This is a genomic window from Enterobacter sp. ECC-019, assembly GCF_043974075.1.
Classification (GTDB): Bacteria; Pseudomonadota; Gammaproteobacteria; order Enterobacterales; family Enterobacteriaceae; genus Enterobacter; species Enterobacter asburiae_D.
In genome coordinates, this window is the sequence record NZ_CP143759.1 from 561,275 (window position 1) to 584,974 (window position 23,700).

Sequence of the window (23,700 nt, forward strand, 5' to 3'; positions counted from 1 at the left end):
CGAACCAGCAAGTGGCGTCCCCTAGGGGATTCGAACCCCTGTTACCGCCGTGAAAGGGCGGTGTCCTGGGCCTCTAGACGAAGGGGACACTGAAGTCTCAATCGCAAGACGCCTTGCTATTTACTTTTCATCAGACAATCTGTGTGAGCACTACAAAGGCAGGTTCTTTAAGGTAAGGAGGTGATCCAACCGCAGGTTCCCCTACGGTTACCTTGTTACGACTTCACCCCAGTCATGAATCACAAAGTGGTAAGCGCCCTCCCGAAGGTTAAGCTACCTACTTCTTTTGCAACCCACTCCCATGGTGTGACGGGCGGTGTGTACAAGGCCCGGGAACGTATTCACCGTAGCATTCTGATCTACGATTACTAGCGATTCCGACTTCATGGAGTCGAGTTGCAGACTCCAATCCGGACTACGACGCACTTTATGAGGTCCGCTTGCTCTCGCGAGGTCGCTTCTCTTTGTATGCGCCATTGTAGCACGTGTGTAGCCCTACTCGTAAGGGCCATGATGACTTGACGTCATCCCCACCTTCCTCCAGTTTATCACTGGCAGTCTCCTTTGAGTTCCCGGCCTAACCGCTGGCAACAAAGGATAAGGGTTGCGCTCGTTGCGGGACTTAACCCAACATTTCACAACACGAGCTGACGACAGCCATGCAGCACCTGTCTCAGAGTTCCCGAAGGCACCAAAGCATCTCTGCTAAGTTCTCTGGATGTCAAGAGTAGGTAAGGTTCTTCGCGTTGCATCGAATTAAACCACATGCTCCACCGCTTGTGCGGGCCCCCGTCAATTCATTTGAGTTTTAACCTTGCGGCCGTACTCCCCAGGCGGTCGACTTAACGCGTTAGCTCCGGAAGCCACGCCTCAAGGGCACAACCTCCAAGTCGACATCGTTTACGGCGTGGACTACCAGGGTATCTAATCCTGTTTGCTCCCCACGCTTTCGCACCTGAGCGTCAGTCTTTGTCCAGGGGGCCGCCTTCGCCACCGGTATTCCTCCAGATCTCTACGCATTTCACCGCTACACCTGGAATTCTACCCCCCTCTACAAGACTCTAGCCTGCCAGTTTCGAATGCAGTTCCCAGGTTGAGCCCGGGGATTTCACATCCGACTTGACAGACCGCCTGCGTGCGCTTTACGCCCAGTAATTCCGATTAACGCTTGCACCCTCCGTATTACCGCGGCTGCTGGCACGGAGTTAGCCGGTGCTTCTTCTGCGGGTAACGTCAATCGACAAGGTTATTAACCTTATCGCCTTCCTCCCCGCTGAAAGTACTTTACAACCCGAAGGCCTTCTTCATACACGCGGCATGGCTGCATCAGGCTTGCGCCCATTGTGCAATATTCCCCACTGCTGCCTCCCGTAGGAGTCTGGACCGTGTCTCAGTTCCAGTGTGGCTGGTCATCCTCTCAGACCAGCTAGGGATCGTCGCCTAGGTGAGCCGTTACCCCACCTACTAGCTAATCCCATCTGGGCACATCTGATGGCAAGAGGCCCGAAGGTCCCCCTCTTTGGTCTTGCGACGTTATGCGGTATTAGCTACCGTTTCCAGTAGTTATCCCCCTCCATCAGGCAGTTTCCCAGACATTACTCACCCGTCCGCCGCTCGTCACCCGAGAGCAAGCTCTCTGTGCTACCGCTCGACTTGCATGTGTTAGGCCTGCCGCCAGCGTTCAATCTGAGCCATGATCAAACTCTTCAATTTAAGTTTGATGCTCGTGAATTAAACTTCGTAATGAATTACGTATGTTCACTCAGAGACTTGGTATTCATTTTTCGTCTTGCGACGTTAAGAATCCATGTCACTTTGAGTGCCCACACAGATTGTCTGATAAATTGTTAAAGAGCAGTGCCGCTTCGCTTTTCGCAGCGGCGCGGGGTGTGCATATTACGCTTTCCCGCTTCAGAGTCAAGCGTTTATTTTCGCTTTTCTCTGCTGGCGTTCATCTCTGAACCCCGCTAACCCGGCGGCCTGTAAGCCGTTGTTCCGTGTCAGTGGAGGCGCATTATAGGGAGTTATTCCGACGTGACAAGAGGAAATTTAAAAAAAGTTTCCATCCGCGTTTTTTTTCACCAATAGAGGTGAAATCAAGCTACAAATTGTTCTATTTGATGTATCTGCAACCACAATCACATTCGAGGTGGCATAATTATCAGCATGAATCTTTAAGGAATAAAAGCGATGCCATTAAGCGCACAACAGCTGGCCGCCCAAAAAAACCTGTCGTACGTGCTGGCAGAAAAGCTGGCTCAGCGGATTTTAGCGGGTAAATATGCCCCGGGTAGCATCCTGCCGGGTGAAATGGAGCTGGGTGAGCAGTTTGGGGTGAGTCGAACCGCCGTGCGCGAAGCGGTGAAAACCCTGACGGCAAAAGGTATGGTACTTCCACGTCCTCGAATTGGCACACGCGTGATGCCACAGAGTAACTGGAATTTTCTCGATCAGGAGCTGCTCTCCTGGTGGATGACGGAAGATAACTTTCATCAGGTCGTCGATCACTTTCTGGTGATGCGCAGCAGCCTTGAACCTCAGGCATGCCTGCTTGCTGCCACGCTAGGAACAGCAGAGCAGAAAGCGCAGCTTAACGCGCTGATGGAAGAAATGGTGTTCCTGAAAAAGCACTTCAACCGCGAACGCTGGGTTGAGGTCGATATGGCCTGGCATGAACACATCTATATGATGAGCGCCAATCCGTTCCTCACCTCTTTTGCCTCTTTATTTCATTCGGTGTATCACACCTACTTTACCTCTATTACACAAAACGAAGTGGTAAAACTGGATTTGCATCAGGCGATAGTGGATGCCATTCAGGAAAGCGACGGGCAGCGAGCCCTGAGCGCATGTCAGGCATTGCTGACTGCGCCAACCCACCAGCAGGTAAATAAATGACAAAGAAAAAAGCGCGCAGCATGGCGGGATTGCCGTGGATTGCAGCCATGGCGTTTTTTATGCAGGCACTGGATGCCACCATCCTCAACACAGCGCTTCCCGCTATTGCGCAAAGCCTTAACCGCTCCCCGCTGGCGATGCAGTCCGCCATCATCAGCTACACCCTGACGGTCGCAATGTTAATTCCGGTCAGCGGCTGGCTGGCCGACCGCTTTGGCACCCGCAAAGTTTTCATGCTGGCCGTCACGCTCTTTACGCTCGGTTCGCTGGCCTGCGCGCTCTCCTCATCCTTAACGGAGCTGGTTATCTTCCGCGTATTACAGGGCATTGGCGGCGCGATGATGATGCCGGTGGCGCGCCTTGCCTTGCTACGAGCCTACCCCAGGAGCGAACTGCTTCCCGTGCTCAACTTCGTCACCATGCCGGGCCTGGTCGGCCCGATTCTTGGCCCGGTACTCGGTGGCGTGTTTGTCACCTGGGCAAGCTGGCACTGGATCTTCCTGATTAATATTCCGATTGGCGTTGCTGGGCTGCTGTATGCCCGTAAATATATGCCGAACTTCACCACGCCAAGGCGCAGCTTCGACATGGGCGGCTTTTTCCTGTTTGGCCTGAGCCTGGTGTTATTCTCCAGCGGGATGGAGCTGTTTGGCGAGAAGATCGTTGCGACGTGGATGGCGCTCTCCGTTATTCTCGGCGGTATTCTGTTATTCCTTCTTTATATACGTCACGCGCGCCGTCACCCGACACCGTTAATCTCCCTGGGGCTCTTTAACACCCGAACATTTTCCGTAGGGATTGCAGGCAACATTGCGTCTCGTCTGGGGACGGGTTGCGTACCGTTCCTGATGCCATTGATGCTGCAGGTGGGTTTCGGCTATCCGGCCCTGATTGCCGGCTGCATGATGGCGCCCACGGCGATGGGTTCGATCCTGGCAAAATCAACCGTAACGCAGGTGCTGCGCTGGTTTGGCTATCGCAAGACGCTGGTTGGCGTGACGGTCTTTATCGGTTTGATGATTGCGCAGTTCTCGCTGCAATCCGCCGCGTTACCCGTCTGGATGCTGATCCTGCCGCTGTTTGTGCTGGGCATGGCGATGTCGACGCAGTTCACGTCGATGAACACCATCACCCTCGCCGATCTGACTGACGAGAACGCCAGCAGCGGCAACAGCGTGCTGGCGGTAACGCAACAGCTGTCGATCAGTTTAGGGGTTGCCGTGAGTGCAGCGGTGCTGAGGTTTTATGAAGGTTTTGACAGCGCAAATACCGTTGAGCAGTTCCACTATACCTTTATCACCATGGGTGCACTTACCGTGGTATCGGCGCTGGTCTTTATGCTGTTAAAACCGAAAGACGGCCGAAACCTGATTAAAGAGCGTCACAAAGAGAAAGCTAAACCGAACCGCGTTCAATCAGAACAGGAGTAAGCTGCAGGCGTTGCTGCTGCAGCGTGGGCTGCGCCATACGGTGGATCAACACATCGATGGCCAGCTCGCCCAGTTCATCTTTTGGCTGATGGATCGTGGTCAGCGGCGGCGTCATGTAGCTGGCCAGTTCGATATCGTCGTAGCCAATCACCGCCATATCGTCCGGCACGCGTAGTCCCGCCTGATACAACGCCTGATAGGCACCAAACGCCATCGCGTCGTTACCGACAAATACCGCCTGCGGGCGCGGATTTTGCGCCAGCAGTTTCTGCATCGCCTCGAAACCGCCGCTGAACTCAAAATCACCGGTGATCCGATAGCCATCAGGAATGGCAAGCCCCGCACGTTCCATGGCAGAGAGATACCCTTCCAGACGCAAACGCGCCGGAGTTTTATCCAGCGGCCCCGTAATACAGGCAATGCGAGTGTGGCCTTTATCAATCAGATGCTGAGTCGCCATGTCACCGCCCAGCAGGGAGTTATCCTGAATGAGATCGCTGGTTCCGTCGAACGGCGCCCAGTCCATCATCACTGTGGGAATCGAGGGATAACGCTGGATGATCTCTTTCGAGGGCTGGTGCGTTTCGGTACAGAGCAGCAATAGCCCGTCGACGCGTTTTTGCATCAGCGTTTCCAGGTTACGATTCATGCGCTGCTCGTCGCCCTCGGTATTGCACAGCACCAGGCTGTAGCCACGCTCGAAGCAGCTGCGCTCCACGCCGCGAACCAGTTCTGAATAAAAGGGGTTGGTACTGGCGGTGATCAGCATACCGATGGTGCGCGTCTGGTTGAGCTTAAGGCTGCGCGCCAGCGCAGACGGCGCATAGTTGAGATCTTTTACCGCAGCTTCAACTTTCTCCCGAATCGCCTCGCTGACGAAGCGATCGTTGTTTATAACGTGAGAGACCGTCGAGGTAGAAACGCCCGCCATGCGGGCGACATCTTTCATTGTGGCCAAGCGTTACCCCTGCTGACTTAAGAATTCATCGATCTCTTTACGCCACGGAACGGAAGGCTGGGCGCCCTTGCGCGTCACCGCAATCGCAGCAGCAGCGTGTGCGAAGCGGATAGCGTCATCCATTCTCTTGCCTTCCAGCAGCGCGGTCACCAGTGCACCGTTGAAGGTATCTCCCGCTGCGATGGTATCAATCGCTTTGACCTTAAAGCCCGGCACGCGACGGCCTTCGCCATTGACGCTTGCCCACACCCCACGGCTACCAAGGGTGATAATCACAGTACCGATACCCTTATCGTGCAGCGCACGCGCGGCTCGCGCGGCATCGTCATCATTTTCAACGCGAATGCCCGTCAGCTTTTCGGCTTCGGTTTCGTTCGGCGTAATGATGTCCACCAGCGCCAGCAGCTCGTCTGATAATACACGGGCTGGGGCCGGGTTAAGTACGACAGTGGTATGATTTTCATGCGCAATCCTGGCAGCGGCCAGCACGCTTACAACCGGTGACTCCAGTTGCATGAGCAGGGCTTCCGCTCCGGCGATGATGGCACGTTGCGCTTCCACGCGCTCCGTCGTCAGCGCAGCGTTAGCACCCGCATGAATACCGATGACATTCTCACCTTCAGCGTTGACGAAAATCAGCGCCACGCCGGTAGATTCCCCCGCAACAACGCTGACCGGTGCGATATCAATGTTGTCGCTCGCCAGTTGCTTGCGTACGCGCTCACCGGTATCGTCATTACCCGTGCAGGCGATAAATGCAATGTTTGCCCCGCTGCGACCGGCGGCGACGGCCTGGTTGGCACCTTTACCGCCGAAGGCCACCTGATACTGGTTACCCGTGACGGTTTCGCCCGGTGTAGGGAATGATTCAAGGTTAAGAATGTGATCGGCATTGATACTGCCAAGGACGACGAGGTTGCCTGCGGTTTTCATGGTTGGGTTGTCCATCTGAGAGCGCCACCGGTGTTACCCGGTGGCGTATGCCACACTTTTCTTTATTGGTGTCCCTCAGGCAGCCAGCGACTGCCTGATTCGCCTTTTACTGCTTGATGACCAGCTTCAGGTCAACCGGGTATTTGGCCTGAACTTTTTCGCCCTTCAGCACTTTGTCGGCAGTTTCAACGCCAGTGGCGCCAATCTGCTCAGGCAGCTGAGCGATGGTCGCAGCCAGTTTGCCATCGTTTACTGCTTTTTCACCATCCGGCGTGCCGTCAAATCCGACAACCATCACATCAGATTTACCTGCGGTCTGCAGGGCACGCAGCGCGCCCAGCGCCATTTCGTCGTTCTGCGCAAATACCGCCTGCACGTCAGGGTGCGCGGTCAGCAGGTTCTGCATGACGTTCAGGCCTTTAGTACGGTCGAAGTCTGCCGGCTGGCTGGCCAGAACGCTGAATTTGTGCGCAGCCACTGCCTGCTGGAAGCCTTCACCACGCTCGCGGGCTGCGGAAGTCCCGGCAATCCCCTGCAGTTCGATAACCTTCGCGCCTTCGCCGGCTTTTTTCGCGATGTAATCACCCGCGATTTTGCCGCCCAGCACGTTATCAGAGGCAATGTGGCTGACCACTTCACCTTTAGACGCCTGACGGTCCAGGGTGATTACCGGGATCTTCGCCTGGTTTGCCATCTTCACGGCATTACCTACGGCATCGGAATCGGTTGGGTTGATCAGCAGAATTTTGGTGCCACGAACGGTTAAGTCCTGAACGTTAGCCAGCTCTTTCGCCGGGTTGTTCTGTGAATCCAGAACCACCAGGTTGTAGCCCAGCTTGTCCGCTTCTTTCTGCGCACCGTCCTTCAGGGAGACGAAGAACGGGTTGTTTAGGGTAGAGACAACCAGCGCGATGGTGTCTTTCGCCATGGCGTTAGCACTTACGGTTGCGCTCAGCGCGACAGCGGAAACCAGGGTAGCCAGTTTTTTCATGTTCATATCTAAGATGTCCTGTAGTGTCGTCAGTTACTGTTTTTTGTTGTCTACCAGTACCGCCAGCAAAATCACCACTGCCTTAACGATCATCTGGTAATAGGAGGAAACACCTAACAAATTCAAACCATTATTCAGGAAACCGAGAATCAGTGCGCCGATCAATGTCCCAACAATGCGACCTTTACCGCCCGCAAGACTCGTACCGCCCAGAACCACTGCCGCGATAGCATCCAGCTCATATCCCGTACCCGCCGTCGGCTGCGCGGAGGAGAGGCGCGCCACTTCGATGATGCCTGCCAGTGACGCCAGCAGACCGCACAGGGAGTAAACGATAATTTTGACTTTATTAACGCTGATACCGGACAGGCGCGTTGCCGCTTCGTTACCGCCCAGCGCATAAATATAACGACCCAGACGGGTGTGGTGCAGCATGTACCACGCCGCCAGGAAGACAATAGCCATGATCCAGACCGGGGTCGGAACACCCAGCGGGCGACCAATACCGAACCAGCCAAACAGATCCGCGTTATCGGTAAAGCCGGTATTAACCGGGCTGCCGTTGGTGTACACCATGGTCACACCGCGCAGCAGCAGCATCATCACCAGCGTGGCGATGAACGCCTGAACGCGGCCTTTTGCCACAATCACGCCGGTTACGGCACCAATCGCCGCGCCTGCCGCCAGGGCAGCGGCCACGGCCACCAGGGCGTTGACTTCAATGCCGACAATCGAAGCGGCGATCGCGCCGGTGAGCGCCAGCAGAGAACCGACGGACAGATCGATACCCGAGGTCAAAATCACCAGCGTCATGCCGACCGCCATAATGGCGTTCACAGACGTCTGCTGCAGAATATTGAACAGGTTATTAACGGTGAAAAAGTTCGGGCTCATGGTCGACACAATCGCGATCAGCACCAACAGGGCAATCAGCGATTTTTGTTCCATCAGCCATGCCTTTGTGAAATAGCGGCGACCAGAAACAGCCTGGGTAGTCATCTTCTTACTCCTGATTCACGCGATTAAGCTTGCCCACAGCGGCAGCCATCAGAACTTCCTGGGTGGCCTGCTCGCGAGTGAATTCACCGCCGAGATGCCCTTCATGCATGACGATAATGCGATCGCTCATGCCTAATACTTCTGGCATCTCGGAAGAGACCAGAATGATGCTCAGACCGTCGGCCTTAAACTGGTTAATCAGCTGATAGATCTCTTTCTTCGCGCCCACGTCCACGCCGCGGGTCGGCTCATCGAGGATCAGCACTTTCGGGCGCGTCATCAGCCCACGCGCAATCGCCACTTTCTGCTGATTCCCGCCGGACAACAGGCCAATCGCCTGCTCCATCGACGGGGTTTTAACGTTAAAGAGGCGGATAAAATCGCTGACCGCCTGCTGCTCATCTTTATGCTTCAGGCTACCGCCGCTACGGCTGAAATAGCGCAGCGCGGTCAGGGACATGTTCTCTTTTACCGACATCCCCAGCACCAGGCCGTCGCGCTTGCGGTCTTCGGAGATATAGACGATGCCGTTCGCCAGGCCATCCTGCGGAGAGCGGGTGACCACTTCATGACCATCGAGGGTGACATAACCACTGGTGCGCGGCAGTGCGCCGTACAACACTTTCATCAGCTCGGTACGTCCGGCACCCATCAGGCCCGCCACGCCCAGGATCTCGCCCTGGCGCAGGGTAAAGGTCACGTCGTTCACACCCGGACCGCAGAGGTTGTCCACCTTCAGGCGGATCTCACCCGGCGCTTTATCCAGATGCGGATACTGATCTTCGAGCTTACGTCCCACCATCATTTCGATAAGCGTATCTTCGGTCAGCGTCGCCACTTCTCGCTCGGCAATAAACTGCCCGTCGCGGAAGACGGTGACGTCATCGCAGATTTCGAAGATCTCTTTCATACGGTGAGAGATATAGACAATCCCGCGCCCCTGCGACTTCAGCTCGCGGATCACGCGGAACAGGGATTCGGTTTCGGTATCGGTCAGGGCGTCGGTCGGTTCATCCATAATGATGACCTTCGACTCAAAGCTCAGCACTTTGGCGATTTCCACCATCTGCTGATCGCCAATCGAGAGATCGCCCACCAGGCGGTCGCTCTTAAAGCGCAGGTTCAGCTTCGCCAGCAGCTTGTCCGCTTCGGCATACATGGTTTTCCAGTCGATTTTGCCGAACCGGTTAACAAACTCGCGGCCGAGGAAGATGTTTTCCGCAATGGTAAGCTGCGGGATCAGGTTAAGCTCCTGGTGAATAATGCCGATGCCCGCTTCCTGAGAAGATTTAGGGCCGTTGAAGGTAGTCTCTTTGCCCAGCCAGACGAGTGAGCCGGCATCGCGTTGGTAGATACCGGTCAGCACTTTCATCATGGTGGATTTGCCGGCACCGTTTTCGCCCACCAGCGCCATCACGCGCCCGGGGTAGACGTTCAGCGCCGCGCCGGAGAGGGCTTTTACGCCCGGGAACGATTTATCGATCCCTTTGAGTTGCAGTAATGCGTCCATGATGGCCTCAGAATGTGACGCCAGCACAGAGAATAATATTCGCATACGGGGAACACTCCCCGCTGCGAATCACCGCCTGACTGTCTGCGGTTTGTTGTTTGAACTGCTCGTGCGTTGTGTAACGAATTTCTATGGTGTTTCCCTGGTGTTGTTGCAGTTGCTCAAGATGGCTGAGCAACGTTTCGTGGAGTTGCGGATTATGTTGTTTGATTTCCGCCGCGAGAATGGCTGCCTCAACCTGCATCTCCGCAGTCACGACTTCCAGTACCTGCATAAACGAAGGAACACCCTGCGTTAACGCCATATCGATACGGGTTGTACTGCGCGGAACCGGTAAGCCTGCATCGCAAACCACCAGCGTATCGGTATGCCCAAGACGGGAAATAACCGATGAGATTTCTGAGTTGAGTACCGTGCCTTTCTTCATTTTCTTGCTCCACTAGCGAAACGTTTCGCTGAAATCAGTTTAGTCTCAAGAGTGTTCAGAAAACCACCATGACGTAACAGATTTGTGATCGACGTCGAAACGTTTCGCTAAGTGAAATGTAGAGACAATTATTGTGGGTTGGCGAGGGGTTTGGTAGGCCGGGTAAGCGAAGCGCCACCCGGCATTTCAGGAGGGATTAGATCTCGACCTGCGTACCCAGCTCAATCACGCGGTTAGGCGGGATCTCAAACTGGTCAGGCGCGCGCAGGGCGTTACGCTGCAGGATGAGGTACAGCTTGCCGCGCAGGCGCAGATACCACGGTCGCTTGCCGATGATCAGCGACTCGTGCGACATAAAGAACGACGTCTCCATCATCCGGCAGCTCAACCCTTCCAGACCGCAGCGGTGGAACACCTCTTCCACGTTTGGCGTTTCGCGCCAGCCGTAGCTTGCTACCACGCGCCAGAAGGTTGGCGACAGCTGCTCAATCTGCACGCGACGCACGTTGTGGACATACGGCGCATCTTCGGTGCGCAGCGTCAGCAGGATCACGCGCTCGTGCAGCACTTTGTTGTGCTTGAGGTTATGCATTAGCGCGAACGGAATGACATTCAGCGCGCGAGACATATATACCGCGGTCCCCGGCACACGAACCGGCGGGGATTTCTCCAGAGAAGCGATCATTGCCTCCAGAGAGTTCCCGTGCTCGTGCATGCGGCGCAGCAGGCGGAAGCGCTCGCTTTTCCAGGTGGTCATGACAATGAACATCACCAGACCCAGCGTCAGCGGCAGCCAGCCACCGGAGACAATTTTGTCGAGGTTCGCAGAGAACAGCGGCACGTCGATGCACAGGAAGCCCACCAGAATCATCGTCACGAGGAATTTATTCCAGTGCCAGTTTCGGTACGCCACCGTGGTGGAGAGCAGCGATGTCAGCACCATCGTACCGGTTACGGCAATACCGTACGCCGCCGCCAGGTTGCTGGAGTGCTCGAAGCTGACGATAACAATGACAACAGCGAAATAGAGCAGCCAGTTAATGAACGGGATGTAGATCTGACCCGACTCCATCTCTGAGGTATGGATGATGCGCATCGGTGACAGATACCCCAGACGCACGGCCTGACGCGTCAGAGAAAACACGCCGGAAATCACCGCCTGAGAAGCAATGACGGTCGCCAGCGTCGCCAGGATCAGCATCGGTACCAGCGCCCAGTCAGGCGCCAGCAGGAAGAACGGGTTCTTGATCGCTTCCGGGTTTTTAAGCAGCAGCGCACCCTGACCGAAGTAATTCAGCACCAGCGACGGGAGCACCACAATAAACCATGCCACGCGGATAGGCAGTTTCCCGAAGTGGCCCATGTCAGCATACAGCGCTTCCACTCCGGTGATGGAGAGCACGACAGCCCCCAGCGCCACGAAGGAAACCACTTTGTATTCGAGGAAGAAATGCACGGCCCAGTAAGGGTTCAGCGCCTGCAGCACTTCCGGGTTCGCGATAATGCTCCGCAAACCAAGCGCCGCCAGGATCAGGAACCAGGCCAGCATAATTGGTGCAAACAATTTACCCACCAGCCCTGTACCGTGCTTCTGGATCATGAACAGCAGCGTCAGGACAATAATGGCCAGCGGAACCACCCATGAATCAAGCTGCGGAGCGATAATCTCCAGCCCCTCTATCGCAGACAGCACCGAGATAGCCGGCGTTATCACCACTTCCCCGTAGAAGAAACTGCCGCCAATCAGGCCGATAATGACCAGCACTGAGGTCATTCTGGCCGAGGTATTGCGCCCGGCAAGGGACATCAGGGTCAGGATCCCACCTTCACCTGCGTTATCAGCACGCATAACGAAGGAGAGATATTTAACGGACACCACCAGGATCAGCAGCCAGAAAATAAGGGACAGGAAGCCAAACACGGCATCGCGTTCAACACCAAAGCCAAACTGGCCGGACAGACATTCACGAAGCGTATAAAGCGGGCTGGTGCCGATATCACCGTAGACAACCCCGATCGCCGCAAGCGTTATTGCGGGTAATGATTGCTTATTATCAGTGCTCATAGACTAGTCTTTTCGTTTAAATAACAAATGTGTTCCTGGTCCCTTGGCCCACAAAAAGCGCACAGTATGCACGATTCATTGCAAAATCGTACCCCTAAATGCAACCGCATTAATGTAGCGCAAAGAAAATTGCGCCGCACTTCAGTCTATTACCAGCCCTGACTGAAACGTCTATACTCGCTTCAATTGGCCGCCACGACGGCGAAAGGATGCAAAACTATTATGGCTCACTCACATTTATTAGCAGAAAGAATTTCCCGCCTCAGCAGCGCGCTGGAGAAAGGCCTTTTCGAGCGTAGCCACGCCATTCGCCTCTGTTTACTGGCGGCGCTGAGCGGTGAAAGCGTGTTTTTGCTGGGCCCACCGGGCATTGCCAAAAGCCTGATCGCCCGCCGGCTAAAATTTGCTTTTCAGAACGCCCGCGCCTTCGAATATCTCATGACCCGGTTTTCCACCCCAGAAGAAGTTTTTGGCCCGCTTTCTATTCAGGCATTGAAAGATGAGGGGCGCTATCAGCGTCTGACAGAAGGGTATCTTCCGGAGGCTGAGATTGTTTTTCTTGATGAGATCTGGAAAGCGGGACCGGCCATTCTGAACACCCTGCTCACGGCGATAAACGAACGTCGGTTCCGTAACGGCGCCAGTGAAGAGAAAATCCCGATGCGCCTGCTGGTAGCCGCCTCTAACGAACTGCCTGAAGCCGACAGCAGTCTGGAAGCACTGTATGACCGTATGCTGATCCGCCTGTGGCTGGACAAAGTCCAGGATAAATCAAATTTCCGCTCCCTGCTGATAAGCCAGCAGGATGAAAGTGAAAACCCGGTGGCGCCGTCACTGCAGGTGACGGACGAGGAGTACCATCAGTGGCAGGACGAGATCGGCAAAATTAAACTGCCCGACGCCGTTTTTGAACTGATCTTCATGCTGCGCCAGCAGCTTGATTTATTGCCTTCCGCCCCGTATGTCTCAGACCGTCGCTGGAAGAAAGCGATTCGTCTGCTCCAGGCCAGCGCCCTGTTCAGCGGTCGTGATGCCGTCGCGCCAATCGACCTGATCCTGCTGAAAGACTGCCTTTGGCACGATGCAGAAGGCATGAACCTGATGCAGCAGCAGCTTGACGTTTTGATGACCGGGCACGCCTGGGGGCAGCAGGCGATGCTCAACCAGTTGGGGGCGATTACCCAGCGGCGCATTCAGCTACAGCAGCAGCAAAGCGATAAAACCGCGCTGAAAGTAAGTCGCCTGGGGGGCATGTTCGCCCGCAAACCGCACTACGAGCTTCCCGCGGATCTGACCGGCGCAACGCTCACGCTGCTGCTCCAGCAGCCGCTTAAACTACATGACATGCAGGTGGTACACATTACGATTGAGCGCGAGGCGCTGGCGCAGTGGCTGGATAAGGGCGGTGAGATCCGTGGCAAGCTCAACGGCATTGGTTTTGCCCAGCCGCTGACGATGGAAGTGGATAGCAGCCAGCATCTGGTGATCCGCGACGTCAGCCTGCAGGGATCGCGTCTGGCGCTGCCGGGCACCGCTTCCGATAGCGTGCCGGAAGAGATCAAGCAGCAACTGGAAGCGCTGGATACCGAATGGCACCAGCAGCACACCCGCTTCAGCGAGCAGCAAAAATGCCTCTTTATTCATAGCGACTGGTTAGGTCGCATCGAAGCCAGCCTGCAGGACGTCAGTGCGCAGATCAAACAGGCGCGTCAATGCTAACGCTGGATACGCTTAACGTCATGCTGGCCGTCAGCGAAGAAGGGTTGATCGAAGAAGTGGTCATTACCCTCCTGGCATCGCCGCAGCTGGCGGCCTTCTTCGAAAAATTTCCGAAGCTCAAAAAAGCGATGACCGACGATCTCCCACGCTGGCGCGATAACCTTCGCCAGCGGTTTAAAGAGACGGAAGTCCCGCCTGAATTGACGGAGGAGGTCACCAGCTACCAGCAGTGCCAACGGCTGTCGACACCGCAGTTTATCGTCCAGCTACCGCAAACCCTTACGCTGCTTGATAAAGTCCACTCTCCGTTTGCCAGCCAGGCCCGGGCGCTGGTCACGGATAACGCCACTTTAACCCCGGCGCTGCATACCCTCTTCCTACAGCGCTGGCGCCTCAGCCTGGTGGTTCAGGCCACAACGCTGAACCAGCAGCTGCTGGATGAAGAGCGTGAACAGCTGCTCAGCGAAGTTCAGGAGCGTATGACGCTGAGCGGCCAGCTTGAAGAGGTGCTGGTAGAAAATGAAAACGCCGCCGGACGTCTGTGGGACATGAGCGCCGGTCAGCTGAAGCGCGGTGACTACCAGCTGATCGTGAAGTACGGTGACTTTCTAACGCAGCAGCCCGAGCTGATGAAGCTTGCAGAACAGCTGGGCCGCTCAAGGGAGGCAAAATCCGTCCCAAAGAAAGATGCCCCGATGGAAACCTTCCGCACCCTGGTGCGCGAACCGGCCACCGTACCGGAGCAGGTCGACGGACTCCAGCAGAGCGATGACATTTTACGCCTGCTGCCCACGGAACTGAGCACGCTGGGGATGACCGAGCTGGAGTATGAGTTCTATCGTCGGCTGGTGGAAAAGCAGCTCCTCACGTATCGGCTGCACGGCGAAGCCTGGCGCGAGAAGGTAAGCCAACGGCCGGTGGTCCATCAGGATTTTGATGAACAGCCCCGTGGGCCATTCATTGTTTGCGTGGATACGTCCGGATCGATGGGCGGGTTTAACGAGCAGTGTGCGAAGGCGTTCTGTCTGGCACTGATGCGCGTGGCGCTCGCCGATCGCCGTCGCTGCTTCATCATGTTGTTCTCCAGCGAGGTTGTGGGTTATGAGCTGACGAACCAGCAGGGGATCGAGCAGGCGATCCGCTTTTTGAGCCAGCGTTTTCGCGGCGGCACGGATCTGGCCAGCTGTTTTCGCAGCATTGTGGAGCGTATGCAGGGCGGCGACTGGTACGACGCCGACGCGGTGGTGATTTCCGATTTTATTGCCCAGCGGCTGCCGGATGACGTGGTGAATAAGGTGAAGGAGTTACAGCGGGTGCATCAGCACCGTTTTCATGCGGTGGCGATGTCTGCCCATGGAAAGCCCGGTATCATGCGCATCTTCGATCATATCTGGCGCTTTGATACCGGGTTGCGTAGCCGCCTGCTCAGACGCTGGCGGCGTTAATTACAGAAGAGAGCCGACGCTTTCACATACCTGCTGCGGCCAGACGCCACACTGAACCTGACCGATATGTGGCAACTGAAGCAGCAGCATGGTCAGACGGGACTGGCCGATACCGCCGCCGATCGTCTGAGGCATTTCACCGCGCAGCAGCGCCTGGTGCCACTCGAGTTTGAGACGATCTTCATCACCGGTGACCGCCAGCTGACGCTTAAGCGCGTCAGCATCCACGCGGATCCCCATAGAAGAAAGCTCGAATGCATCTTCCAGAACCGGGTTCCACACCAGAATATCGCCGTTCAGTCCGGCAAATTCTCCCTCACCCGCAGTGCTCCAGTCATCATAATCCGGCGCGCGAACGTCGTGGCGTTTGCCATCAGACAGCTTGCCGCCGATCCCAATCAGAAATACCGCGCCCAGCTCTTTGGCAATCGCACGCTCGCGGCCTTTGGCATCCAGTTCCGGGAAGCGGCTCAGCAATTCCTGACTGTGAACAAAGTGGATCGTATCCGGCAGGAACGGTGCCAGACCAAACTCTTTGCTCACTGCCGCTTCGGTGGCTTTGATCCCGGCGTAGATCGCTTCAACGGTAGATTTCAGCGTACCGACGTGGCGCTCGCCGTCACCCATCACGCGCTCCCAGTCCCACTGGTCAACATAGACAGAGTGAATTGGGGTGAGGCGGTCTTCATCGGGGCGAAGGGCTTTCATGTGCGTGTAGAGCCCTTCGCCCGCGCTGAAGTCGTGTTGCCCCAGAGTTTGACGCTTCCACTTCGCCAGGGAATGAACCACTTCGAACTGGGCATCTGGCAGTGTTTTCACTTTCACCTGTACCGCTTTTTCGCATCCAGACAGGTTATCCTGGGTCCCGTCACCCACGCGGCTCAGAATCGGCGCCTGGACTTCAATTAGCCCAAGCTTATCTTCCAGCTGACGGGAAAAATGGGATTTAACGAAACTGATCTGGCGTTGTTTTGCGATGTAAGCGGTTTTCATTATTTATACTCCTGCGTCCTGTTGATATTGATTAAGCAACAGAAATAGCATCACATTCAATAACTCATCAACAAAAAGCCACCTTCACTTTTGATTCGATAAAATTAAACGCTAGAATAGAGTGATTCATTAATCTTCATAAGAAAAAGCTATGGAAAATTATCAGATCGACAATCTCGACCGCGGCATCCTGGAGGCATTAATGGCCAACGCCCGTACCGCCTACGCCGAACTGGCGAAACAGTTTGGCGTCAGCCCGGGGACCATTCACGTTCGCGTAGAGAAGATGAAACAGGCGGGGATCATTACCGGTGCACGCATTGACGTCAGTCCTAAACATCTGGGTTACGACGTCTGCTGCTTCATCGGCATCATTCTAAAAAGCGCCAAAGACTATCCTTCCGCCCTGGCGAGGCTGAACGCACTGGATGAGGTCACCGAGGCGTATTACACCACCGGTCACTACAGCATCTTTATAAAGGTAATGTGCCGATCCATCGACGCCCTCCAGCAGGTACTTATCAACAAGATCCAAACAATCGATGAAATTCAATCCACCGAGACGCTGATCTCCCTGCAAAACCCGATCATGCGTACCATCCGCCCGTGATCGGGCAAATCCATTCCCACATTTTCCACAGGTAGATCCCAGCTCGTTCACAGCGTACAATGACCGTCTCTTTATCTGGGCGAGCGATCAATGGCGGACATTACCCTTATCAGCGGCAGCACCCTTGGTGGTGCGGAATACGTAGCGGAACACCTGGCTGAAAAGTTGGAAGATGCGGGCTTTTCTACGGAAACCCTGCACGGCCCGTTGCTTGAAGATCTCCCGGCTGACGGGGTCTGGCTGCTGATTACCTCCACGCACGGCGCGGGCGATCTGCCGGATAACCTGCAACCTTTATATGACGAACTGCTGGAACAGCAGCCCGACCTGTCAAACGTCCGTTTTGGCGCGGTGGGGATCGGCAGTCGTGAATATGACACCTTTTGCGGGGCAATAGAGAAAGTTGAAGCCGCTGTAACCTCCTGCGGAGCAAAACAGCTGGGTGAAACGCTCAAGATCAACATCCTCGATCATGACATTCCGGAGGATCCAGCCGAGATCTGGCTCGCGGAATGGAAAAATTTACTCAAAAACGATTAAAGATCGTGCGAACAGATGTGGATAACTCTGGTTAAAAGCTCGTATTAACCCGTAGTTATCCAAAGAACAACTGTAGTGTGGTTTTTGACCTGTGTATAAAGTGGCGATCTGATCCCAGCTTATACTGTCCAGGATCACCGATCATTCACAGCAAACGATCCTTTCTAACTGCATGATCTTCTTTATGAGATCGGACTTATCCACACATGTTCGCGATCCTAATAAGAGATCACAATAGAACAGATCTCTAAATAAAAAGATCTTCTTTTTAATAGCCCAGGATCCCAATGCTTTCTCGAAAGACTAAAGTTGAGTAGAATCCACGGCCCGGGCTTCAATCCATTTTCATACCGCTTTACGCGAGGCAGACCACCATGTTTTATCAGGATCCTTTTGACGTCATCATCATTGGCGGGGGTCATGCAGGCACTGAGGCCGCAATGGCCGCAGCGCGTATGGGTCAGCAGACCCTGCTTTTGACACACAATATCGACACGCTGGGACAAATGTCCTGTAATCCGGCGATTGGCGGCATTGGGAAAGGACACCTGGTAAAAGAAGTGGATGCACTTGGCGGACTGATGGCGAAAGCGATCGATCAGGCTGGCATCCAGTTTAGGATACTAAACGCGAGTAAAGGTCCCGCTGTGCGTGCGACCCGTGCCCAGGCAGACCGCGTGCTTTACCGTCAGGCTGTGCGCACCGCGCTGGAGAACCAGCCGAACCTGATGATCTTCCAGCAAGCTGTAGAAGATCTTATCGTTGAGAACGATCGCGTCGTGGGTGCCGTGACCCAGATGGGCCTCAAATTCCGCGCGAAAGCCGTGGTGCTGACCGTGGGCACATTCCTGGACGGTAAAATTCATATCGGTCTGGATAACTACAGCGGTGGCCGTGCCGGCGATCCGCCGTCTATTCCCCTGTCTCGTCGTCTGCGTGAACTGCCGCTGCGCGTCAGCCGTCTGAAAACCGGTACGCCTCCGCGTATTGATGCGCGCACAATTGATTTCAGCGTGCTGGCGCAACAGCACGGTGATAACCCCATGCCGGTCTTCTCGTTCATGGGCAATGCGGCACAACATCCGCAGCAGGTACCGTGCTACATCACGCATACCAACGAGAAAACCCATGACGTGATCCGCAACAACCTCGATCGCAGCCCCATGTATGCCGGCGTGATCGAAGGGATCGGCCCACGCTACTGTCCGTCGATCGAAGACAAAGTGATGCGCTTCGCCGATCGTAACCAGCACCAGATCTTCCTGGAGCCGGAAGGGCTGACCTCAAACGAAATTTACCCGAACGGCATCTCCACCAGCCTGCCGTTCGATGTGCAGATGCAAATTGTTCGCTCAATGCAGGGGATGGAGAATGCGAAAATCGTTCGCCCTGGCTACGCTATTGAGTACGATTTCTTCGATCCGCGTGACCTGAAGCCAACCCTGGAAAGCAAATTCATCCACGGTCTGTTCTTCGCGGGTCAGATTAACGGCACCACCGGCTACGAAGAAGCGGCTGCACAGGGTCTGCTTGCCGGTCTGAATGCCGCGCGCTTCTCCGCTGAGAAAGAGGGCTGGGCGCCAGGCCGTTCTCAGGCGTATCTGGGCGTGCTGGTTGACGATCTCTGCACGCTGGGTACCAAAGAACCGTACCGTATGTTTACCTCTCGCGCGGAATATCGCCTGATGCTGCGCGAAGATAACGCCGACCTGCGTCTGACCGAAATGGGCCGCGAGCTGGGTCTGGTCGATGACGAACGCTGGGCGCGCTTTAACGAGAAGCTGGAACGCATTGAACAGGAACGTCAGCGCCTGAAAACCACCTGGGTGAATCCGCAGGCGGAAACCGCCGCCGAAGTAAACGCTCACTTAACAGCTCCGCTGTCGCGCGAAGCCAGCGGGGAAGATCTGCTGCGCCGTCCTGAAGTCACCTACGAGAACCTGGTCAAACTGACCGCGTTCGCGCCGGGACTAGAAGACGCTGAAGCGGCAGAGCAGGTTGAGATCCAGGTTAAGTACGAAGGTTACATCGCGCGTCAGCAGGATGAGATCGAAAAACAGCAGCGTAACGAAAACACGCTGCTGCCGGAAATGCTGGACTACCGCCAGGTGACGGGCCTTTCCAACGAAGTGATTGCCAAGCTGAACGATCACAAACCGGTGTCGATCGGCCAGGCGTCCCGTATCTCGGGCGTTACCCCTGCGGCCATTTCGATCCTGCTGGTTTGGCTGAAAAAGCAAGGTATGCTGCGCCGCAGCGCGTAATTGACATTGTTTTTGGCGGGTGGCGCTTCGCTGACCCGCGCTACTTATTCGTAGGCCCGGTAAGCGGCAGCGCCACCGGGCGAAAAATCTCTAAACAGGTACCCACCGTGCTCAACAAACTCTCTCGTCTGCTGGATCAGGCAGGTATTTCGCTCACCGATCACCAGAAAAATCAGCTGGTGGCCTATGTCGATATGCTGAACAAATGGAACAAAGCGTACAACCTGACCTCAGTACGTGACCCCAACGAGATGCTGGTACGCCATATTCTCGATAGCATCGTGGTTGCACCGTACCTGAAAGGTGAGCGTTTTATTGACGTGGGTACGGGCCCTGGTTTACCGGGCATTCCGTTGTCGATTGTTCGCCCTGAGAGCCACTTCACGCTGCTGGATAGCCTGGGCAAGCGCGTGCGCTTTTTACGTCAGGTACAGCATGAGCTGAAGCTTGAGAACATCACGCCCGTGCAGAGCAGGGTAGAGGCGTTCCCGGCAGAGCCGCCGTTTGATGGTGTTATCAGCCGCGCGTTTGCTTCACTCAATGACATGGTGAGCTGGTGTAAGCACTTGCCAGCAGAGAATGGCCGCTTCTATGCGCTGAAAGGGCAGTTGCCTGGCGATGAGATTGAACAGCTTCCGGATGGATTTGCTGTTGAATCCATCGAGAAATTAAACATTCCTCAGCTCGATGGGGAACGTCATCTGGTGATAATTAAGCCAAACAATTTTTAAAAAATTAATAAAAAATGTGGAATTTGTGCTGTTCTTAGCATGTTAAAAAACAGCACAACTACCGGGGATTTACCGATGAGCTTTTAACCTCTTTTTTACTAAGGGTTTTCTTCCGGTTAACGTAACGCCTGTTATTTACCGAGAAGATAGTCATCTGTGAAAATATAAGTCTGCTAAAAGTGGAAGGCAGTAACCAGAACGCAATGTTAATTATTTATTAAGAATGTCAATAAAAGGTTTTTATTGTGTACTGGGCTGTTTTGAAAATAGTTACGACGTTTTGCTTTTAATTTCATAAAGATAAATTTATGCGATTTGCGCCTTTGATAAATACAACCTTATCGCAAATGTGTGTTTTGTGATCTCGTGCACGCTTTATCGTCAACGTTTTCGCGCTGTTTGCAGTTTTGGTCGAAGGTTGACGCTTTCAGCGAAAGTTAAAAAATAGCGGTGGGGAAAAATAATTAAACATTTATTCACCTTTTCGCTACTTAATGTTTGAAATCACGGGTGCGCACCGTATAATTTGACCGCTTTTTGATGCTTGACTCTGAGCCTTAAAGGACGTTTTATACGACACGCGGCATACCTCGAAGGGAGCAGGAGTAAAAACGTGATGTCTGTGTCGCTCTTGAGTAGAAACGTTGCTCGTAAGCTTCTGTTCGTTCAGTTTCTGGCTGTGATAGCAAGTGGACTGCTGTTTAGCCTCAAAGACCCCTTCTGGGGCATCTCCGCCGTGTGCGGGGGTTTGGCGGTTGTGCTGCCAAACGTGTTGTTTATGATTTTTGCCTGGCGTCATCAGGCGCATACACCCGCCAAAGGCCGCGTGGCCTGGTCCTTCGCCCTCGGCGAAGTGTGTAAGGTGTTGCTGACCTTTGCTCTACTGGTGATGGCGCTGGCGGTTTTGAAAGTGGTCTTCATGCCGCTGATAGCAACGTGGGTTTTGGTGCTGGTGGTACAAGTTCTGGCTCCAGCTGTAATCAATAACAAAGGGTAAAAGGCATCATGGCTTCAGAAAATATGACGCCGCAGGATTACATAGGTCACCATCTGAATAACCTTCAGTTGGACCTGCGTACATTCTCGCTGGTGGATCCACATAACCCCCCGGCCACCTTCTGGACGATCAACATCGACTCCATGTTCTTCTCGGTGGTTTTGGGTCTTCTGTTCCTGGCCATGTTCCGCGGTGTTGCTAAACGAGCGACCAGCGGTGTACCAGGGAAATTCCAGACATTCATCGAAATGATCATCGGCTTCGTCCATGGCAGCGTCAAAGACATGTACCATGGTAAGAGCAAGCTGATTGCTCCGCTGGCCCTGACCGTGTTCGTTTGGGTCTTCCTGATGAACCTGATGGACCTGCTGCCAATCGATCTGCTGCCGTTTATCGGCGAGCACATCTTCGGCCTGCCTGCGCTGCGTGTTGTACCGTCTGCGGACGTGAACATCACCCTGTCGATGGCGCTGGGCGTATTTATCCTGATTCTTTTCTACAGCATCAAAATGAAAGGCGTAAGCGGCTTTGTGAAAGAGCTTACCTTGCAGCCGTTCAACCACTGGGCGTTTATTCCGGTCAACCTGATCCTGGAAGGCGTTAGCCTGCTGTCCAAACCTGTTTCACTGGGTCTGCGACTGTTCGGCAACATGTATGCGGGTGAGCTGATTTTCATTCTGATCGCGGGTCTTCTGCCGTGGTGGTCACAGTGGATTCTGAATGTGCCATGGGCCATTTTCCACATCCTGATCATTACGCTGCAAGCCTTTATCTTCATGGTTCTGACGATCGTCTATCTGTCGATGGCGTCTGAAGAGCACTGATTTTTTACCAACACTACTACGTTTTAATTGAAACAAACTGGAGACTGTCATGGAAAACCTGAATATGGATCTGCTGTACATGGCTGCCGCTGTGATGATGGGTCTGGCGGCTATCGGTGCTGCGATCGGTATCGGCATCCTCGGGGGCAAATTCCTGGAAGGCGCAGCGCGTCAACCTGATCTGATTCCTCTGCTGCGTACTCAGTTCTTTATCGTTATGGGTCTGGTGGATGCTATCCCAATGATCGCTGTAGGTCTGGGTCTGTACGTGATGTTTGCTGTCGCGTAGTAGTAGTTTTAAAACCCTAAGCCACAGAAATTAAAGAGGTATTGTGCTGTGAACATGAACGCAACAATCCTCGGCCAGGCCATCGCGTTTATTCTCTTTGTCTGGTTCTGTATGAAGTATGTATGGCCGCCTTTAATGGCTGCCATCGAAAAACGTCAGAAAGAAATTGCTGACGGTCTGGCTTCTGCAGAACGCGCTAAGAAAGATTTGGACCTTGCACAGGCCAACGCGACAGACCAGCTGAAAAAAGCGAAAGCGGAAGCTCAGGTAATCATCGAACAGGCTAACAAACGCCGTTCGCAGATCCTGGACGAAGCCAAAGCTGAAGCAGAACAGGAACGTACTAAGATCGTGACACAGGCTCAGGCAGAAATTGATGCTGAGCGTAAACGTGCTCGTGAAGAACTGCGTAAGCAGGTTGCGATTCTGGCTGTTGCTGGCGCCGAGAAGATCATCGAACGTTCCGTGGATGAAGCTGCTAACAGCGACATCGTGGACAAACTTGTCGCTGAACTGTAAGGAGGGAGGGGCTGATGTCTGAATTTGTTACGGTAGCTCGCCCCTACGCCAAAGCAGCTTTTGACTTTGCTGTCGAACACCAAAATGTCGATCGCTGGCAGGATATGCTGGCGTTTGCCGCTGAGGTGACGAAAAACGAACAAATGGCTGAGTTGCTTTCCGGTGCGTTAGCACCTGAAACTCTCGCCGCGTCGTTTATCGCCGTGTGCGGAGAGCAACTGGATGCCAACGGCCAGAACCTGATTAAGGTGATGGCAGAAAATGGTCGTCTCCGTGTGCTCCCGGATGTTCTCGAGCAGTTTGAGCACTTACGTGCCCTTAGTGAAGCAACCGCTGAAGTTGAAGTGACTTCTGCGACTGAACTGAGTAACGAACAGCTTGCGAAAATCACCGCCGCGATGGAAAAACGTCTGTCACGCAAAGTTAAGCTGAATTGCAAAATCGATAAGTCTGTAATGGCAGGCGTAATCATCCGTTCGGGTGATATGGTCATTGATGGCAGCGTACGCGGCCGTCTTGAACGCCTTGCAGACGTCTTGCAGTCTTAAGGGGACTGGA

Annotated in this window: 21 protein-coding genes, 1 tRNA gene and 1 rRNA gene; 13 read left to right on the plus strand and 10 right to left on the minus strand. The window is 54.4% G+C overall.

The window, feature by feature from the left end; genetic code table 11:
* Positions 1-12: 12 nt before the first annotated feature.
* Both V1566_RS02735 and V1566_RS02740 read right to left on the minus strand, forming a co-directional pair.
* Positions 13-88, minus strand: a tRNA-Glu gene (locus V1566_RS02735).
* An 85-nt stretch (positions 89-173) separates the two neighbouring features.
* Positions 174-1,713 (minus strand): 16S ribosomal RNA (locus tag V1566_RS02740).
* Positions 1,714-2,190: 477 nt separating this feature from the next.
* On the opposite strand from V1566_RS02740, the gene V1566_RS02745 reads away from it, so the two are divergent.
* Entirely contained in the window at positions 2,191-2,898 is a 708-nt protein-coding gene (locus V1566_RS02745; RefSeq protein WP_395304994.1) for a FadR/GntR family transcriptional regulator, read from the plus strand.
* Positions 2,895-4,328: a multidrug transporter subunit MdtD gene (mdtD, locus tag V1566_RS02750; protein ID WP_121423341.1), complete on the plus strand. Its 1,434-nt coding sequence runs from the start codon at positions 2,895-2,897 to the stop codon at positions 4,326-4,328. The genes V1566_RS02745 and mdtD overlap by 4 nt, the downstream gene beginning before the upstream one ends.
* On the opposite strand, the gene rbsR is transcribed toward mdtD, so the two are convergent.
* The 7 genes from rbsR to kup form a co-directional block, all read right to left on the minus strand.
* A complete protein-coding gene (rbsR, locus tag V1566_RS02755) occupies positions 4,294-5,286 on the minus strand; it encodes a ribose operon transcriptional repressor RbsR (RefSeq protein ID WP_395304995.1) in 993 nt (330 codons plus the stop codon). The genes mdtD and rbsR overlap by 35 nt on opposite strands.
* 3 nt (positions 5,287-5,289) lie before the next feature.
* Positions 5,290-6,219 (minus strand): ribokinase, encoded by a 930-nt coding sequence (rbsK, locus tag V1566_RS02760; RefSeq protein WP_395305948.1) that lies wholly within the window; start codon positions 6,217-6,219, stop codon positions 5,290-5,292.
* Positions 6,220-6,325: 106 nt separating this feature from the next.
* Positions 6,326-7,216 carry a ribose ABC transporter substrate-binding protein RbsB gene (rbsB, locus tag V1566_RS02765; RefSeq protein WP_395304996.1) on the minus strand — a complete coding sequence of 297 codons (891 nt, stop codon included), beginning with the start codon at positions 7,214-7,216 and terminating at the stop codon, positions 6,326-6,328.
* A 27-nt stretch (positions 7,217-7,243) separates the two neighbouring features.
* Positions 7,244-8,209 carry a ribose ABC transporter permease gene (gene rbsC, locus V1566_RS02770; protein WP_006808742.1) on the minus strand — a complete coding sequence of 322 codons (966 nt, stop codon included), beginning with the start codon at positions 8,207-8,209 and terminating at the stop codon, positions 7,244-7,246.
* A gap of 4 nt (positions 8,210-8,213) precedes the next feature.
* Positions 8,214-9,719, minus strand: coding sequence for a ribose ABC transporter ATP-binding protein RbsA (gene rbsA, locus V1566_RS02775; RefSeq protein ID WP_168980087.1), 1,506 nt, complete (start codon positions 9,717-9,719; stop codon positions 8,214-8,216).
* A 7-nt stretch (positions 9,720-9,726) separates the two neighbouring features.
* Positions 9,727-10,146 (minus strand): D-ribose pyranase, encoded by a 420-nt coding sequence (gene rbsD, locus V1566_RS02780; RefSeq protein WP_023615934.1) that lies wholly within the window; start codon positions 10,144-10,146, stop codon positions 9,727-9,729.
* A 196-nt stretch (positions 10,147-10,342) separates the two neighbouring features.
* Complete coding sequence (gene kup / locus V1566_RS02785) at positions 10,343-12,211, minus strand: low affinity potassium transporter Kup (protein ID WP_395304997.1); 1,869 nt, start codon at positions 12,209-12,211, stop codon at positions 10,343-10,345.
* Positions 12,212-12,433: 222 nt separating this feature from the next.
* Between kup and ravA the strand changes: the two genes are divergently transcribed.
* Together ravA and viaA are read left to right on the plus strand one after the other, a co-directional pair.
* Positions 12,434-13,930 carry an ATPase RavA gene (gene ravA, locus V1566_RS02790; RefSeq protein ID WP_395304998.1) on the plus strand — a complete coding sequence of 499 codons (1,497 nt, stop codon included), beginning with the start codon at positions 12,434-12,436 and terminating at the stop codon, positions 13,928-13,930.
* The gene (gene viaA / locus V1566_RS02795; RefSeq protein WP_395304999.1) at positions 13,924-15,375 is read left to right on the plus strand and encodes an ATPase RavA stimulator ViaA; all 1,452 of its coding nucleotides are present in this window, start codon (positions 13,924-13,926) and stop codon (positions 15,373-15,375) included. The genes ravA and viaA overlap by 7 nt, the downstream gene beginning before the upstream one ends.
* On the opposite strand, the gene asnA is transcribed toward viaA, so the two are convergent.
* Positions 15,376-16,368: an aspartate--ammonia ligase gene (asnA, locus tag V1566_RS02800; protein ID WP_395305000.1), complete on the minus strand. Its 993-nt coding sequence runs from the start codon at positions 16,366-16,368 to the stop codon at positions 15,376-15,378. It abuts the gene before it with no gap.
* Between the two features lie 151 nt (positions 16,369-16,519).
* Here asnA and asnC point away from each other — a divergent pair, with 151 nt between their 5' ends.
* The 9 genes from asnC (at position 16,520) to atpH (ending at position 23,690) form a co-directional block, all read left to right on the plus strand.
* Positions 16,520-16,978: a transcriptional regulator AsnC gene (gene asnC / locus V1566_RS02805; RefSeq protein ID WP_024907891.1), complete on the plus strand. Its 459-nt coding sequence runs from the start codon at positions 16,520-16,522 to the stop codon at positions 16,976-16,978.
* A gap of 90 nt (positions 16,979-17,068) precedes the next feature.
* The gene (gene mioC / locus V1566_RS02810; RefSeq protein WP_063145557.1) at positions 17,069-17,518 is read left to right on the plus strand and encodes an FMN-binding protein MioC; all 450 of its coding nucleotides are present in this window, start codon (positions 17,069-17,071) and stop codon (positions 17,516-17,518) included.
* A gap of 374 nt (positions 17,519-17,892) precedes the next feature.
* Positions 17,893-19,782 carry a tRNA uridine-5-carboxymethylaminomethyl(34) synthesis enzyme MnmG gene (mnmG, locus tag V1566_RS02815; RefSeq protein WP_023333918.1) on the plus strand — a complete coding sequence of 630 codons (1,890 nt, stop codon included), beginning with the start codon at positions 17,893-17,895 and terminating at the stop codon, positions 19,780-19,782.
* Positions 19,783-19,889: 107 nt separating this feature from the next.
* Entirely contained in the window at positions 19,890-20,513 is a 624-nt protein-coding gene (gene rsmG, locus V1566_RS02820) for a 16S rRNA (guanine(527)-N(7))-methyltransferase RsmG (RefSeq protein ID WP_115876778.1), read from the plus strand.
* A 616-nt stretch (positions 20,514-21,129) separates the two neighbouring features.
* Positions 21,130-21,510 (plus strand): F0F1 ATP synthase subunit I, encoded by a 381-nt coding sequence (gene atpI, locus V1566_RS02825; RefSeq protein WP_023333920.1) that lies wholly within the window; start codon positions 21,130-21,132, stop codon positions 21,508-21,510.
* Positions 21,511-21,518: 8 nt separating this feature from the next.
* On the plus strand, positions 21,519-22,334 hold the full coding sequence (atpB, locus tag V1566_RS02830) for a F0F1 ATP synthase subunit A (protein WP_023309789.1): 816 nt from the start codon (positions 21,519-21,521) through the stop codon (positions 22,332-22,334).
* 49 nt (positions 22,335-22,383) lie between these two features.
* Positions 22,384-22,623: a F0F1 ATP synthase subunit C gene (gene atpE / locus V1566_RS02835; protein WP_000429386.1), complete on the plus strand. Its 240-nt coding sequence runs from the start codon at positions 22,384-22,386 to the stop codon at positions 22,621-22,623.
* Positions 22,624-22,671: 48 nt separating this feature from the next.
* Positions 22,672-23,142 (plus strand): F0F1 ATP synthase subunit B, encoded by a 471-nt coding sequence (atpF, locus tag V1566_RS02840; RefSeq protein ID WP_014072436.1) that lies wholly within the window; start codon positions 22,672-22,674, stop codon positions 23,140-23,142.
* 14 nt (positions 23,143-23,156) lie between these two features.
* Positions 23,157-23,690 carry a F0F1 ATP synthase subunit delta gene (gene atpH, locus V1566_RS02845; RefSeq protein WP_023309790.1) on the plus strand — a complete coding sequence of 178 codons (534 nt, stop codon included), beginning with the start codon at positions 23,157-23,159 and terminating at the stop codon, positions 23,688-23,690.
* Positions 23,691-23,700 lie beyond the last annotated feature (10 nt).

Excerpts from the sequence above, each read along its gene's own strand:
- V1566_RS02745 (WP_395304994.1), top strand. The coding sequence starts at position 2,191 with ATGCCATTAAGCGCACAACAGCTGGCCGCCCAAAAAAACCTGTCGTAC.
- mdtD (WP_121423341.1), top strand. The coding sequence starts at position 2,895 with ATGACAAAGAAAAAAGCGCGCAGCATGGCGGGATTGCCGTGGATTGCA.
- rbsK (WP_395305948.1), bottom strand. The coding sequence starts at position 6,219 with ATGAAAACCGCAGGCAACCTCGTCGTCCTTGGCAGTATCAATGCCGAT.
- rbsB (WP_395304996.1), bottom strand. The coding sequence starts at position 7,216 with ATGAACATGAAAAAACTGGCTACCCTGGTTTCCGCTGTCGCGCTGAGC.
- rbsC (WP_006808742.1), bottom strand. The coding sequence starts at position 8,209 with ATGACTACCCAGGCTGTTTCTGGTCGCCGCTATTTCACAAAGGCATGG.
- rbsA (WP_168980087.1), bottom strand. The coding sequence starts at position 9,719 with ATGGACGCATTACTGCAACTCAAAGGGATCGATAAATCGTTCCCGGGC.
- rbsD (WP_023615934.1), bottom strand. The coding sequence starts at position 10,146 with ATGAAGAAAGGCACGGTACTCAACTCAGAAATCTCATCGGTTATTTCC.
- kup (WP_395304997.1), bottom strand. The coding sequence starts at position 12,211 with ATGAGCACTGATAATAAGCAATCATTACCCGCAATAACGCTTGCGGCG.
- ravA (WP_395304998.1), top strand. The coding sequence starts at position 12,434 with ATGGCTCACTCACATTTATTAGCAGAAAGAATTTCCCGCCTCAGCAGC.
- viaA (WP_395304999.1), top strand. The coding sequence starts at position 13,924 with ATGCTAACGCTGGATACGCTTAACGTCATGCTGGCCGTCAGCGAAGAA.
- asnA (WP_395305000.1), bottom strand. The coding sequence starts at position 16,368 with ATGAAAACCGCTTACATCGCAAAACAACGCCAGATCAGTTTCGTTAAA.
- asnC (WP_024907891.1), top strand. The coding sequence starts at position 16,520 with ATGGAAAATTATCAGATCGACAATCTCGACCGCGGCATCCTGGAGGCA.
- mioC (WP_063145557.1), top strand. The coding sequence starts at position 17,069 with ATGGCGGACATTACCCTTATCAGCGGCAGCACCCTTGGTGGTGCGGAA.
- mnmG (WP_023333918.1), top strand. The coding sequence starts at position 17,893 with ATGTTTTATCAGGATCCTTTTGACGTCATCATCATTGGCGGGGGTCAT.
- atpI (WP_023333920.1), top strand. The coding sequence starts at position 21,130 with ATGTCTGTGTCGCTCTTGAGTAGAAACGTTGCTCGTAAGCTTCTGTTC.
- atpB (WP_023309789.1), top strand. The coding sequence starts at position 21,519 with ATGGCTTCAGAAAATATGACGCCGCAGGATTACATAGGTCACCATCTG.
- atpE (WP_000429386.1), top strand. The coding sequence starts at position 22,384 with ATGGAAAACCTGAATATGGATCTGCTGTACATGGCTGCCGCTGTGATG.
- atpH (WP_023309790.1), top strand. The coding sequence starts at position 23,157 with ATGTCTGAATTTGTTACGGTAGCTCGCCCCTACGCCAAAGCAGCTTTT.